Below are 14,512 nucleotides of genomic sequence, written 5' to 3'. Positions count from 1 at the left end.
CCTTTCTAAAAATTAATAACGTCTCGTGGATTAATTCGTTGCCATTGAGCGCCCTTCCATACTTCAAAGTGAAGATGAACGCCAGAAGCTAATCCGGTTGCTCCCATGATTCCCACACGTGAATTAGTTGTTACTTTGTCGCCTACTGACAAATCGACCGAATCCAAGTGACCATAATAGGTCCAGTAGCCATCATCGTGCTTAATTACTACGTAATTTCCGCCTGTCCCATCATAAGTGACAGTTTCTACTGTACCCGAGCGGGCAACATAAACAGGCGGCATACTTCCAGCAGGCATCGATGCAATATCAATACCACCATGAATCACATTTGTTCCCCAGCCAATCTCATCCCATTCTTGAGTGATAGTGTAACTAGAACGTACAGGATTAACCCACTTGTTAGTTCCTGGTTTTAAATTGTGTAGCAAATCATACCAGTATTGCGCCAATGGAATGCGTTCTGGATGTGTGACCGCTGGACGTTCAAAGTTCGCTTCAAATGCCATCGTGGCTGTGCCGATATCTGTTAATGCTTTGAACTCTGCAACGGAATATGGATAAGCTGCCGATGGAATGTATTGGCCATTATGCATATGCCAATCAAGCAACTTCAACTGTGTGGTAATATTTCGATAGTCTCCACTTATTCCAGCTTGAGCTAGCAAACGTTGCACATAAGCACGTCCGCTTTCACCAGCAATTGGCGATGTCCATTGAACTAGACCGTAACCAGGACCGCCCCCACCTTCATCAATATCAGGCATGATACCAGATTCTTGGTCCATGTTACCTAATATTCCAGCGGCTGCTTGTTCACTGTATCCTTTAGATTTCAAGAACTGCCAAACCGCCCAAGCATTTTTCTCTTTTTCGGTTGTTAGCTCTGGTGGTACATCACCATCATTGCCGCCTGATCCATCACCAGGTATTACTTCTTTACCGCCGACAATCAATCTATCAACATAAATAGTTGATTTGTTACCGCCTTTTCCGATGAAATAAGAGTTATTAGCAAGATTCCACTGAGTAGCTCCCCTAATGATCAAACCTGTACTTTCTTCGTTAGAAAGACCGATGATGTTAGTGGGACTGTTACCCACAAGTAACAACGATTTACCATCTGTTACTACGGGTTTACCATTCGCGTCGTTTAATAATGGAAATGGGTTTCCTTTAGTCCCCATGTTGCCTACATGGCTCGAACCATCCCAAAACCCCATGCCTTTTCGGGTTAGTTCCATTATTTTAGTTTTCCCATTCCAAGCTTGCAGAGCGCCGTTAACTAAACGCAAAATATCTCCATATGCATTGAATGACGTTTCAAAAATATCCGATCTAATTTTACCTGCTCGGATAAAGTCAGCATTTAAAATACCATCAATGGTCCAAGCATTTCTAAAGGGGCCTTTCCATCCAGTAGTTGAAAAGCCTATACCTTGGTTATTAATGGCGATGACATTTTTTGCAGTATCTGTGGAATCTGTATCCATAAAATAAAGCGTATGCGGCCTGTTTTTAGGATATTGAAGAATACTACCACCTTTCACGCCATTGATTAAATCGGTGATGTAATCAATAAAGTTACTCATGTAATCTTTTTTAGTTAAGGTTTTAATCGCTTCTTGAAAATCATGACTTTGCTGTTTATAAAAAGCAACTTGGATATCTCCAGCAGTAATCTTTATTGTTTTTTCTGCTAAAGCATCATAGACAATCCCTGTAACTTTCGTTTGAATGTCAATATCATAAAACTTGTGATACACAGTGAACGTATCGAATAAATTGTAGTTTCTCATTTTAGCAAATTCTTTTGCTTCTTCTGAATCTGTGAGTTTCTCAATTTCTAGTTCAATAGAAACTTTAGGCTTATCACTTCCTGGATATAATGTAGTGAAGTATTTACCTGCCACTTTATTTAAGCTTGATGAATCTTTTACTCCTTGATCTTCAGTGAACTGAACGTATTGAGCGTAAACATCTGGATATTTGTTGATATATTCACTCTTAACCGCATCTCCATAAATCCGTTGAGAAGTTCCGTCTGCACCACTTTGAAGCTCTGCAAATGGTAAAACTTTAGTAACAATTGATTGCCAATCAAATTTAATGGTTAATCCTTTTAAATCTTTACCATAACGAACAGTTCCAACATTATCTCGCCCTCTACGTCTTAACAAAGATAATTTAAAAGGTTCTCGTTTGATTTCTCCACCCCAATATTGAAGCAAAGAACCTTGTTCACCAGCAATACAATTAAGTACGTTTCTAGCTTCGAATACCGTACTAGAAGCTGTGTTAATATCAGAATAAAGTTTGATATCGCATGGTTCGTCCATGTTCTGTTCGATTAATCTCATAGCTTCTGCACCATTACGATTATCAACTGTCACTAGCCTTACTTGTCTATTTCCTAGTTTATAAGTACGAGATTGAGCATAAATGACAATACTATTAGTAAACGTATCTTTAAACGTTTGTTTGATCTCGAAAATGTGGTATTCTTCTAAGTCATTTGGCTTTGCTTTAATTTGATAGCCATTTTCGAAATAATCACTAAATCTGCTAATCGCTGGATAGTCCATTTCTAGTTCATATTTTCCGTTTGCTTCTTCAGTGATTTCGCAACGTGTCGCATCAATAAGACGTCCTAAGCCGTTTGTTGTAAAATCTTTTTCTCCAGGTTTAAAAATAACTGGAATCAAACTTTCCGCCTCCAATTAGGCTGAACCTTAAACTCTGTAACTTTTCCAGTCCAGCGAAAATTATTTTCTCCACTTTTTAAAATTGGGTAATCTTTGAAAAGTGTTTTATGATCCAAAATTTCAAAAGCTCCACCTGAGTTTCGATAAGCTTCTTGTTTTTCTGAATCAATAATGATGTCTCCAGCAATCGCTTTTAATGCGTATTCCTGATTATTGATGAAAAAAGAAATATCCCCAGAACCAAAAATCTGAATAGTAGGTTCTGAAGGATATTTTTCTGTGTTTATTAATTGTTTAGGATTACTTGTCCAATATTGGCCAATACGATTTTTTTTGAAAGGTCGGATACTTACAGTAAACTCAAAAGGAATTAAAATCCCTGTTTTTCTTGTTCCTGTAAACTTTGGTGGACTTGTTACGATGGCTTGATAGATGTAATGTTCATCAAAATAGACGATAAAGTCTGAGTAGTTTCCCATATCGAGCCAGAACGTGATTTCATCTTCTAAGAAAGATACTTCTTGTAAATTTCTTGCTTTCGCATAGCATGTAATAGTGCGTTCTACATTTTTATAATACTCAAAATCAACAGCTATTGAATCATTACCCATTCGCTCCCTAAGCTCTACTACACGTCCAGCAGAAAGTCGTTCAGGTCTTTCTCTCATAAACACATTAAATTCAGAGCTATGTTTTCCATTAAGAAAAAACTGACCTCTTTTAAATTCCACCAAAAGCACCTCCTACTGCATCGCTATCTCTATTTTTGACGACTTGAATGTATTTAACTAATTTTTGAGCCATGCTCATTAATTGCTTATCATCTAATTCACCCATTGCTTGTAAATTAATGTTAAAGGTATCACCACCAAAGGTAGTCGTTGCATTGCTGTTGTTCTTATCCGATTTAGATGCTTGAGATTCCTGTTTACTAATATATCTACCTGTGACAGAAAAATCCGGTAATTCCGTTGGCAAATCAGTCATTTTTTTAACCGATTTATCCAAAGTTCCTTTTTCTTGGTCAATACCAGCAACGACACCCAACACGATATTTTTACCAATCATATCCCGCATCCATCTCGAAGGAGAAAATATTCTTAATTGCTTTTGAGTCCATTTTTTAATATTATCAGCCATATTAAACATTGTTTCTTTTAATTTATTAAACTTGTCTGTTATGCCATTAATAAGCCCTTGAATAATATTCTGACCAATTTCAAATAAATCAACATGTTTTAAATCTTCAAAAGTTTGTTTTACATTTGACACTGTATCACTGACACTTCTTGTGAGATTATTCCATGCGTTTTTAGCACCTTGCACCATGTTGTTGAAGGTATCTATTGTGCCATTTCTAATTCTATACCAGGTTTGAACAACACCATCTTTTATTCCAACCGCCGTATCAACAATCCACTGTTTGAAATTGGACCATGTATCTTTTGACCATTGAACAGTTGCATTAAATGTATCAATGGTTCCTTGTTTTAGGTTGTTCCAGCCATCGATCATACCATTTTTAATGTTTTCTACTGTTTCGAAGAACCAAGTTTTCAAACTTTCCCATATTCTAATTGCTTCAAATTTAATATTTATCCAAATTTCAATTATGGAATACTTAACTTCAATCCAGATATTGATTGCTCCATACTTGATATCAATCCAAAGTAAGGTGAAAAATAACTTCACATCAATCCAAATCTTTTTAATTGTCAACATCAATCCATTAAAAATAGAAGTGACTGAATAGGAAATAGCTGTGACAGTGTTATAAAAGATATTTTTAATGCCAAACCATATTGTTTGAGCTGCTTCAGCAATATTATCCCAAACGGCAATCATGTTCTCTTTTGCTTCTTCCCATCCGCCGGTAATCATTGATGTAATGAAAAGTATCGGAGCTAACAGAACATTTTTTAGAATGGTAACGACATTTTCAGCGATCATTTTGACATTTTCAATGTTCGCTTTCATAGCGTTAACAACCATTTTAAACGCATTTTTGATTCCTGTTGCATACGGACCAATATATTTCCAAACAAAATCAAATGCTGTTGTGAAAACATCTGATATTGATTTTCCAACACCCTTAAACCAGTCTTTTGCATTATCAAAGCCATTTTTAAAACTTTCGCCAACGCTTTTAGCACTATCAGCAGCACCCTGCTTGATATTTTCCCATGTGTTTTTTGAGCCTTCTTTTGTTGAATCCCAAAGTCCACTAAAGAATTCTTTAGTACCATTCCATTTATTTTTAACCCAGTCGGCTGCATTTCCAGGTGCTTCTTTCATCCATGTACCAGCATTTGAAAAAGCTTCTTTTGTGCCATCCCACATATTGCTGAAGAATTCCATTGTCGAATCCCAAGCTTTTACAACTACATCAGCAGCGCTTGAAATGACCTCCTGGATATTTTTCCAAATGTTTTTAACAGCATCTCTAAAACCTTCATTGGTTTTCCAAAGATAAATAAATCCTGTGACTAACCCTACAACCGCAGCTAGAATAGCGACAAAAGGATTTGCTAACATTGTTGAATTAAGTATCGCTTGCGCAATTGATAGTCCTTCCGTTGCTTTTTGCCAAGCTGTAAATGCTGCACTTACTTTTTTAGCAAGCATTAACGTCCCGATGCTACCCGCTAAACCCGCAAGCAGCGGTGCGTAAGGCTTTAACGTATCATACAATGTTTTAACTGTTTTTATCATTGGCGGTATCATTTCAGCAAATTTAGATAAAGCCGCTTCCATCTTTGCCCCTTTATCAGCGATGATTTCACTAATACTTCCAAAGCCCGCACTTTTTAAGCCTTCGTCAATTTTAGTTACAACATTGGCTACGCCACGAACGATCGCAGTTTTCATGTTAGCTAAACCAGTTTTAATACCCGCGGTAGAATCTTTAGCGATTTGTTCCAATGATTTAAGGCCTCCACCGCCCTCTTTATTCAATTTAATTAGAGAGTCTTGAAATTCTTCAACTGAAATTGAACCATCAGAGAGACCTTCTTTCATCTGACCAGCAGTTAACCCCATTTGTTTCGCTAAAGCATTCAACGCTGGACCCAAACCACTGTTAATCATTGAGTTCCAAGTTTGCGCATCTACTTTACCATTTGAGAACGATTGGGACAGCTGGATAATAGCATTGTCTACCATCTCTGCAGACCCACCAAAGCCGAGGATACCATTATTTAAAGCTGCGAAAATCTGTTCTGATTTTCCTAAGTCATTTGTAGACGAAGCAATTAATTGAACACCTTTAATTGCGCTGTCTAAAGGTGTAGGTAACCCTTGGATACTCTTCTTTAAGCTATCCATTGTCTTTGATGTTTCACCAGCTGAAAAACCCATATTTTCAAATACACGATTTGCGTTATTTAACGTATCCACGCGATTAATGGCCCCATCGATGTTGCTGGTAATCAGCCCAATTCCTTTTGAAATAATTTTAGTTGCTCCGCTGGCTAAAAAGTTACCAACAAATGACGTCCAAATAGATCCAAGAGAGCGGCCGCCTTTTTGTCCTGTTCTGTCAACCTCTCCATCAAAACCTTGCAACTTTTTTACTGCCGAATTTAGACCTTGGGAGAATCCTGATTCATCTAGTATCATTTTTAAGACTAAGTCTTCATTGTTCAATAAGTACCCCCTCCCTTCTTAGAACATTGTGTGTTCATCAAGGAATTTAAGCTCTTCAAATTCTTTAACAGCATCTCTGAACGCATAAAGCTTCATAAGTTCGTTCAAGTCTGTATTCTCAATTTCGTTTAGTGTCCACCCATTTTCAAGCAACGCAATTTTTAATTCTGCTTCTCGGTACTGAGGGCTAAATTTAAAATGAGGATGATAAAGGAGATCTGTTACTTTTTTTTCTGATCAGAATAAACTGCATCATAACCGCTAGAAACAGACCCTAATAGTTGCCCCGTAATTTTTAAGATTTCACGTGCATCCATTCCGTCAAGAAATTCTTGGCCCGTAAATTGACCTTCAAAAATAACTTTTGCGATAAAGTCATAACACTTACGCAAGACAGGCCGAATTTCCTCCATGTCGTTTGTTTTGACGATTTCTTCTAGTTCTACTTGTAATTCTGTTGCATCTTCCATAACAGATCCTGGTAACATTTCAGCGGATTTGAATTGTTTAGTGGTGAAATTGCCTTCTTCATCTTTCAAGTAAAGTTTAATTGTCGTTTGTAATTTGCTTGCCATTTTTTTATTCCTCCATATAAATAGGACGACACTTGGCCGTCCTTAAATTTTATTATGCGTTAACTGTTACGCTGCATTCAGCTGTATGGTTGCCATCTTCAGTAGTGACAACAACAGTTGTAGTTCCTGCTGTTACTGCTGTAACTTTTCCTTGCACAGGTGTTACTGTTGCAATTGAAGTATCATTTGATTTGAATGAATAGTTTTTGTTTGTTGCGTTTTCAGGTGCAATTGTTGGCGTTAGAGTTGCAGTTTCACCAACCGTTAGAACTAATTCCGTTTTATCTAAAGTTACACCACTGACAGGATTTGTAGACTCTTCATGTGGATTAGTAACCGTAGTAAACCAATTTTTGATCATATCTAAGTCAACACCTTCATCGTCTTCATCGACTGAATACATGTATCCGACACCAGGAACATCAACAAATGAACCTGTCCACTCTGGATGAGTGTAAGATACTGAACTACCTTCTAGAGTTGATGATTCATCAGAAGTCAATGCAAATTTTCCTTTATAAAAAATTGTATAGCGATATTTACCATTTGATTTACGACGGCGATAAGCAAATGCTCCATCTGGTGCAATATCATCTGCGGATCGTAAAACACCGCCTTTCAATTTTTCACCACCCGTAATTTCAGCTAAAACTTCATTCTGGTATCCATTTGTTTCCAAAGTAACTTCTGCACCGCCAAATGCAACGTACTGATCTTGAACTACACTATCGCCATAGTCAGGCGTTGTTTCTGTTGTAACATCTGGTTTAATACTTACTGCAGTCCCGATTGTTGTTGGCTCTCCGTAGATTGGGAAAGTACCTGTGTCATCTGTTAGTGGGAACCAGGTTGGTTTCTCCACAGAAATGACACTTACATTTTTTTTAACTGCCATCTATTCTTCACTCCATTCGATTAATTGAGGAAAAGCAACATTAAAATTAACATGTTGAATTCCGTCTGTTTTAAATGTCTGATAATCTTCCGAAAACAATTCGTTCCCATCTAGATTTAAGACATTAAAAAAAGCCCCACAGCTTTCTGTTAGGCTTGTTACTAATTGTTTATTTTTCTTGCTATCAACTAACGCAATATCAACGTTATATGCTTTATTCTGAACGTTTTGGCCAACATTATCAGTCATGCTTTCTTCTACGCTTAAAACAAAATAAAACGGTTCTGACGATTGCATCACATCATCAAGATAGATAGGTGCATCCGAGAACTGTTTTATTTTGCTAGTAAGCATTTTTAAAATTTTATCGTACATACTCTATCCTTTCTTAGCAATGACAATCGCCATTTGTTTAAACCGTTTTGGAATATAAGTTGCATGAGCTAATTTATAAGACTTTTGTAACATGAATCGGCCTTTAACAAATCCACCATTCTTAGTTCGGTGCCCATCGTTTACATATTTAAAATATTTTTCATTGTTAATTAAGGCGCCAACAATTCTACCACTTGATGTTTTTCTAGCTTTAATGATTCTGTATCCACGTCTTAAATCACCTGTTTTAATCGGCGTAATAGGTACAATTAACTGATAAATCTTCGCTAACGAATCATTGACCATCGCAATACCTTCTTTTTCGGCAATTGGTGTCATTTTCTTTAAATTAGCAATAACTTTGTCAGCATTCGAGGTCATTCTAAAATCACTTTTACTCATCGATTGCACTTCCTGTCAATGTCACTTCGATGTGACTTGGATAGTTAAAGGGTTTCTTTGCAAATAAAATATGCTTTTGACCTGTACTTTGAATGACCGTGATTCTGTCGGCCTTTTTCACATCTACATCAGGCATTAAAAACAATTTTTGATCTTCGTAAGTGATATTAAAGGTACCTTTGTTTTCAACAACTGGTAAGCTTCCAGCGCTACCCAGTCCACTTTGGGAAAGAGCACACTTTAATTTACCTCCGTGGATCGGTGAATACCCTTGCTCAGTGATGCCTGTTTCAGAATTTTCAATATCGTTCATTCTTTCAATGACACAAGTGTCAAGATAGGTCATTGCCAAAATATCCGCTTCATTCAATAGAAAAACACCCCACTATCACAGCCAATTAAACGTTTAATAGTGTCGCTGTAATTGCCAAGCAACGCTGTTATACTCTGCTTCGTAGTTGCATAGCTAATAGATGTATCACCGCGCTTAATGCTAGTTACAGCTTGTTCCGTTTCACTTTTAAGTGACTGATATAGAATTTCAATTACAAGCGAGGTAAGTAAATCCCAATCAATTTCAATCTTACATGTATTGTAAGATCCGATTTCCAAAAGAACTAGGTCTAAGACAGACGAAATACGCTCTTTTGAAACATTAGGTAGCATTTTTGAAACTTTTTCTATAATTACTTTTTTTTGTTCGTCTGTCATATAATCACCTAAATTTCTGTTAAATCTGCAGCTTCTTCTAAAATTGCAATAGCTTTTTTATCAGAAACACTCACTTCGATTTTTCCGTCAACTGCTGTAATAAATTTACGTGTTTCAGGATGAACAAAACCAACGAAATTTTTATTTTTTAAAACTTTGAATGTTTTTATTTCAGGTTTCACTTCTTCAGTTACTTCTTTTGTCTCTTCGATTACTTCTTCTTTGACCTCTGACTTTTTAACCATAATTATTCTCCTTTACTTTTTAATTATTCACCTGGTGCTGCAGTTGCAAGGTTTAAGATTGCCCCTGAATTCGAAGCGTTGTATTCAATCGTGTACTCACCAACTAAACCAATACGTTTTGAATCAGTTGTTTTAGCCAATTCCTCTGCGCGCCATTCGCGCAACGGACGTAGCTCCACATAGTTTGTATCTAAAGCAATCATTGTTCCACTTGGTAATGACGGCTCAATTAAAGCTGTACCCGATCCATAATTTGAAACAATTTTCCCTAGTTGCAATCCAAAAGCGACTTGATCTCCAAAATTAAACACTTTAGTACCTGATTTATCAACTTCATCGGTCATTAAATCAACCATATCAGTCGAAACTAGACATAGCTTTTCGCCTGCATAACCTTTGTCAAACATAGTTTTAAACATTTTATCTACATCTTTACGTGTTACTGCATCAGCTGCAGACGTTTTAACTAAGTTATCAGAGTTAATTAAGTTAATTACACCAGCCATTTGACGACCTTTAGTACCATTTTCATTAGCTTTTACACCAATTAATAGCTTTTTGTTCAAATCTAACTTCATTTCTAATGCACGTTGAGATACTTGATTAGCTAATTCACTACCTACCCCATTTACATTGATAGCATCTAATGTACCTGAAACAGAAGTAGATTTACGGAAAATTTCAGTGTAATTATTGAACCATTTACGCCCTGAATCTGCATCTTTGTATTCTCCGCCTTCTAATTGTGCAGATGAATCTTCTCCATCAAGTTCTGATTCACGCCATTTGATCTCCGTAGAAGTTGCTGGACTAGTTTTACCAGCTCCTAATAGCCAGCTTAAAAAAGGTGTTGACGGACGTTGTAACGCATTGATTTCTTGTGAAATGTCTAAATATTCAAGGTTATTAAGTGTAGTTTTTTTCATTTATAAATTCCTCCTAATTGAATGCTTGTAATTTTTGCCCTAATGCTTCTTTAGGATTTTCAATCGGTTGCGTTGACTGATTACCATTAGCCGCATTAGTTTGTTGCTGCTTATTACCAAAAGCTTTACCCATTTCCATGTTTTTGATGGCTTCTGCATGCTTCTCGTTGATTGTTCCTAAAACGCCTGTGAACGCTTCTACAGCTTTCTGTGTGAATTCTGTATCTGAACTAACTAAAGTGTTCAACATGAACTGGGAAACTGAATCTTTCAACTCTTTATCAAGCTCTAATCCTGCAATTTGTTCAGCTACAAAAGCTTTATTTTCATTCGAACGGCTCTTAGCTTTCTCTGCTTCAAACTCAGCTTTTAATTTCTCAAGTTCTAGCTGTTCTGGTGTTTTATTCTTTTTAGCTTCTTCATATTGCTTCACAGCTTCCTGTTTTAACTTGTCTAGATTGTTCTGTTTCCACGCTTCCAACTGCTTATCTGCAGCACTTTGTGATTGAGATTGAATGAATTTCTGTGCATCTTCATTCGACTCGACAAATGCTTTAAAATCATCAATAGTGAACTCTGGTTCATTTCCCCCACCATCAGCAAACATCTGCAAATTCATTGGTAATAATTTTTTTGTTTTCATTTTGTTTCTCCTTTCGCCCCACGATTCGTTTGCACGCCCCGCATTGCTTTAGATTTATTTATTGCGCCCCACCATTCAATTAAGCCCAGCATTGCGCTAGTTTAGTGTCATTTCGGACAAAAGAAAAAGCCTAACTTTCGCTAGACTTTAATTGCCTTGTTTTCCCATTTTTTGTATGCATCAAAATAAATTTTTGTGAATCCATCTTTTTATCCTCCTTCCTCAAAAATTCTTCATAATCACTATCTAAATAATCATAGGGATCCATTTAATCACCTCATAAGATTTCTAAATCTTCTAATTCCCACAACTCGTCTAATTCATCTTCATCCATTTAATCAATCGACCTCGCATAGCCTGCTATATTTCCTAAATTAAATACTGCATGTCTTGCAGTCTGAGTAGATTGCCCTAAATAGTCAAAAATAACCATTGTTTTACCATAACTATCTTCTTCAACTTTAAAATTAGTTACTCTTTGAAATAACGCTGTCTTAGCATCATTAAAATAAATAACTATGGAAACATCGTTTTCTGTTGTATCAAAACCGTTATTCATCTAATCACTCCCAATTCTTGTGAACCAATTCAGCACCTAACATTTGATAATCAATGACAGCATCTTTTACATTTTGCACAGTCCTAGACACAATCGAAATAGTTAATTTACTTTTTTTACCTGGTAAAGAATACAAAATATCGACGTGACAATAATTACCGCCCCAAACTGATTTAAGCTCATCTTTGATGACATTACCGTTGCCGTCTCTCAAAGTGTGTTTGGTTAAGTATCGTTCGTTTTCTTGTTCAAAAGCTTTTTTATAGGCTTTTTCTGTACCATTCGTAACTTCTAGATTTAATACTGCTTCGAATAATCCTTTCATTGCTATCGTCCTCTCCTATTTAATTTTATTCCCCAATTATTATTAGCGAATTCATCCAATAAATCACCGAACATTTCTTCATACAATTTATCTATATCATCACTAATTTCAGGGATAATTGGTATTTCAGTACAACGACAACGTCCATGATAAGGTGGATGCCAATCGTCTTTAATCTCTTTTCCGTGACGTCCACCACAAATAGAGCAAACACGCTCATCTTCTGCTGACCAGCTTTGTGTTTGCTTAACACTTACATCCTTTAGCGATTTTCTTACACCCTCTACAGCAAAATGTGAATATTCCGTTCTAACAAGATTTTCAATCGATCGATTAAACTTTCCTTGTTCCAATTTAAACATACCGCTAATAACACCATCGTTTTTCATCGTTCTAAGAGCTTCTAAAACACCTTCGCCGCTTGCTAAAGAATTAATAATAGAATTACTTAGACGTTGCTCTAAACTTGAAATATTGCCCCACAAGCGAGATGAAAAAGTTTTGCCGCTCCATGGATAATTCAGAATGTTTTCCAGCTCTTTTTTTGATAAACCAGAAGCAGAGCCGCCTAATAATTGCATCAACGCATTAGAATTAGAATTGTAGATTCGTTTTGTAATGTTTTCTAAGTCGTTATTAAATTTACCGTTAACGTCGCTTGCGATTGCTTCATCAGCTAGCGTTGAAAAGATATCTGCTCGTAATTGTAACAAACGATTAACTTTCGCATAGTCATAGGACGGAAAATATTCATCAATGAATTGCTTATAAGCTTCATCTGATTCCATCAACTTTTTATAGTTTTTTTCGATATACTTGCGGTACTTTTCTTGGTCTCGTTTGCTAAAGTCTTCTAGCATTTCACTTTGTGTGATGTCATGTAAATCCGCTTGTGACAATAGCTGTCGTTGAATTTTAACTAAAGCACGTTCAAAAACAGATTCTAGCTCACTAAGAGTTTTCTTCTCTAGTTTCAAACGTGCTTTGTCTTCTAATTCTCGGCGTTTTTCCCAATAACGTTCACTAGCCGTTATTTTCTTCTTCGTCATTATCCGCACCGCCTAGCTTGCCGTATTCCCCGCTTGGATAGTTTTGCCCTTGTTCTAAATTCATCATGTCCGCCTCGTAATCTGGATCTTTAACGAATGGAATTTGATTAATGATAGTACGTTTTGATACATAAGGTGCTAATTTAGGCAACGCCTCAGCAAGATATCCAATATCGGTTGGTAAACTACGACTAAATGTAAACACAATTTTAGAAACATCTACTTCTAATTTATCGTTAAATTTTATAAAAGCTGCCATCGTCTCTGCAACTTCTTTTAATCCTTCTTTGAAGTACTGTTCTTTCGTGTTTGTTTTGGCTTCTAGTGCTATTATTTGCCACTTGCGAGCTTCACCAGAGCTATTGGATTTAAATACTTCATCGTTGAAGTCGATTGACTTAGTGACTGTGTAGTAAAGCTTTTTCAACTGATTAAGATGATACTCGTTGAAATCTTTGTTAATATCTTTCGTTACATAGCCAACCTTTGCTTGTGGATCTGGCAAATTAATGATACCTAGCTGTTCCATCATCCTCTGTGCTTCTTCTTCACCTAAACGAGACCCGCTAATCATCATATACGCTAATTTAAATTGCTCTAACTCGTTTTGCTGGTCTGACAGGCTTCTATCAAATGCATCAGAAAGTTCCTCTGCTACTTCAAAATCACAATAACGGTTTGTGTTGTTTTTAAATTCTGATAGGTAGAACGTTTCTAAAGGGTTATCAGTTTCTGCTGTCAATTTAAATGTTTCAGCCGCATTCATTAAATTCGTTTCCACGTATCTGTCATACGTTAAGATTTTTTTCTTAGTAACAACTTTCATTTCTTCGAAAAATTTCTTTTGGTGTGTGTCATATTTCTCTCGAATGAAAATATCTGCATTCTCATATTTTTCGGCTCTCCACGGCTCAACATTACATGCCCACAATTGCCACTCGCCCTCAGTTTTAACGGGTTCTAACAAACGAAAAGCCACCCCACAAGCGCCTTGATATCGTGCCGTGTCCGAATCCAACATTGCGAATCGCATTTCTTTAACTAATTCTGCTAGTCTATCGAATTCTTTAGGCGTTTTAATTTTCGCGCTGACGTTACCTAAAAATAAATCCTTTGTTTTTTGAATTAAGGACTTTCTTTGTTCTGTAATATCATAATCCCATTTAACTGGGATACCTGTGAAATGATCAGCTGCTTGATCAACAATGGTGTTGTATAAGCCAGCGTGAAGTTTATTATTCACTTTTATAATTTTCGTGTTTGGTTTAGGTCTGCTATCAATCTCATTTTCTTCACTTGTATAAGCTTTGTATTTACGCTCTCTGTCATCAAAAAATGGCTTCATCTCTGTTATGAAGTCATTTGGATCAAACAGCTCTTCGTTTATTTGCGTAGAATATTTCGTTCGTAATCTTTTATATCGACTCAATGTTAAATCACTTTGAAACAATCATTCC

At 36.4% G+C, this 14,512-nt stretch carries 17 protein-coding genes; all 17 read right to left on the bottom strand.

Annotation, left to right across the window (positions count from 1 at the left end):
- Positions 1 to 5: 5 nt before the first annotated feature.
- Positions 6 to 2,720 (bottom strand): phage tail spike protein, encoded by a 2,715-nt coding sequence (locus tag IGM04_RS04030; protein WP_162780802.1) that lies wholly within the window; start codon positions 2,718 to 2,720, stop codon positions 6 to 8.
- Positions 2,702 to 3,436 carry a tail protein gene (locus IGM04_RS04025; protein WP_002402410.1) on the bottom strand — a complete coding sequence of 245 codons (735 nt, stop codon included), beginning with the start codon at positions 3,434 to 3,436 and terminating at the stop codon, positions 2,702 to 2,704. The genes IGM04_RS04030 and IGM04_RS04025 overlap by 19 nt, the downstream gene beginning before the upstream one ends.
- Positions 3,426 to 6,323: a tape measure protein gene (locus IGM04_RS04020; RefSeq protein WP_162780804.1), complete on the bottom strand. Its 2,898-nt coding sequence runs from the start codon at positions 6,321 to 6,323 to the stop codon at positions 3,426 to 3,428. The genes IGM04_RS04025 and IGM04_RS04020 overlap by 11 nt, the downstream gene beginning before the upstream one ends.
- Positions 6,324 to 6,571: 248 nt before the next feature.
- Positions 6,572 to 6,925, bottom strand: a complete 354-nt coding sequence (gene gpG, locus IGM04_RS04015; RefSeq protein ID WP_002364485.1) for a phage tail assembly chaperone G — start codon at positions 6,923 to 6,925, stop codon at positions 6,572 to 6,574.
- Between the two features lie 52 nt (positions 6,926 to 6,977).
- Positions 6,978 to 7,820 carry a major tail protein gene (locus IGM04_RS04010; protein WP_086317744.1) on the bottom strand — a complete coding sequence of 281 codons (843 nt, stop codon included), beginning with the start codon at positions 7,818 to 7,820 and terminating at the stop codon, positions 6,978 to 6,980.
- On the bottom strand, positions 7,821 to 8,195 hold the full coding sequence (locus IGM04_RS04005) for a phage tail terminator family protein (protein WP_086317743.1): 375 nt from the start codon (positions 8,193 to 8,195) through the stop codon (positions 7,821 to 7,823).
- 3 nt (positions 8,196 to 8,198) lie between these two features.
- The gene (locus IGM04_RS04000; protein WP_002402415.1) at positions 8,199 to 8,597 is read right to left on the bottom strand and encodes an HK97 gp10 family phage protein; all 399 of its coding nucleotides are present in this window, start codon (positions 8,595 to 8,597) and stop codon (positions 8,199 to 8,201) included.
- The gene (locus tag IGM04_RS03995; RefSeq protein ID WP_002404932.1) at positions 8,590 to 8,967 is read right to left on the bottom strand and encodes a hypothetical protein; all 378 of its coding nucleotides are present in this window, start codon (positions 8,965 to 8,967) and stop codon (positions 8,590 to 8,592) included. The genes IGM04_RS04000 and IGM04_RS03995 overlap by 8 nt, the downstream gene beginning before the upstream one ends.
- Positions 8,964 to 9,308, bottom strand: a complete 345-nt coding sequence (locus IGM04_RS03990; protein ID WP_086317742.1) for a hypothetical protein — start codon at positions 9,306 to 9,308, stop codon at positions 8,964 to 8,966. Before IGM04_RS03990 ends, IGM04_RS03995 begins: the two co-directional genes overlap by 4 nt.
- Before the next feature lie 8 nt (positions 9,309 to 9,316).
- Entirely contained in the window at positions 9,317 to 9,553 is a 237-nt protein-coding gene (locus tag IGM04_RS03985) for a hypothetical protein (RefSeq protein ID WP_016634611.1), read from the bottom strand.
- Between the two features lie 23 nt (positions 9,554 to 9,576).
- Positions 9,577 to 10,479 carry an SU10 major capsid protein gene (locus IGM04_RS03980; protein WP_016634610.1) on the bottom strand — a complete coding sequence of 301 codons (903 nt, stop codon included), beginning with the start codon at positions 10,477 to 10,479 and terminating at the stop codon, positions 9,577 to 9,579.
- A gap of 13 nt (positions 10,480 to 10,492) precedes the next feature.
- The gene (locus tag IGM04_RS03975; protein ID WP_064687111.1) at positions 10,493 to 11,122 is read right to left on the bottom strand and encodes a capsid assembly scaffolding protein Gp46 family protein; all 630 of its coding nucleotides are present in this window, start codon (positions 11,120 to 11,122) and stop codon (positions 10,493 to 10,495) included.
- Positions 11,123 to 11,252: 130 nt separating this feature from the next.
- Positions 11,253 to 11,390 carry a hypothetical protein gene (locus IGM04_RS03970; protein WP_179189081.1) on the bottom strand — a complete coding sequence of 46 codons (138 nt, stop codon included), beginning with the start codon at positions 11,388 to 11,390 and terminating at the stop codon, positions 11,253 to 11,255.
- Between the two features lie 66 nt (positions 11,391 to 11,456).
- On the bottom strand, positions 11,457 to 11,681 hold the full coding sequence (locus tag IGM04_RS03965; protein WP_002407276.1) for a hypothetical protein: 225 nt from the start codon (positions 11,679 to 11,681) through the stop codon (positions 11,457 to 11,459).
- A 4-nt stretch (positions 11,682 to 11,685) separates the two neighbouring features.
- A complete protein-coding gene (locus IGM04_RS03960; RefSeq protein ID WP_086317741.1) occupies positions 11,686 to 12,006 on the bottom strand; it encodes a hypothetical protein in 321 nt (106 codons plus the stop codon).
- Positions 12,007 to 12,008: 2 nt separating this feature from the next.
- Positions 12,009 to 13,055 (bottom strand): phage head morphogenesis protein, encoded by a 1,047-nt coding sequence (locus IGM04_RS03955; RefSeq protein WP_086317740.1) that lies wholly within the window; start codon positions 13,053 to 13,055, stop codon positions 12,009 to 12,011.
- Positions 13,030 to 14,505 (bottom strand): phage portal protein, encoded by a 1,476-nt coding sequence (locus IGM04_RS03950; protein ID WP_086317739.1) that lies wholly within the window; start codon positions 14,503 to 14,505, stop codon positions 13,030 to 13,032. The genes IGM04_RS03955 and IGM04_RS03950 overlap by 26 nt, the downstream gene beginning before the upstream one ends.
- Between the last annotated feature and the right edge of the window lie 7 nt (positions 14,506 to 14,512).

Source organism: Enterococcus sp. DIV2385 (assembly GCF_051711925.1).
Lineage (GTDB): Bacteria > Bacillota > Bacilli > Lactobacillales > Enterococcaceae > Enterococcus > Enterococcus faecalis.
This window is presented reverse-complemented; position numbering and strand designations above follow the sequence as displayed.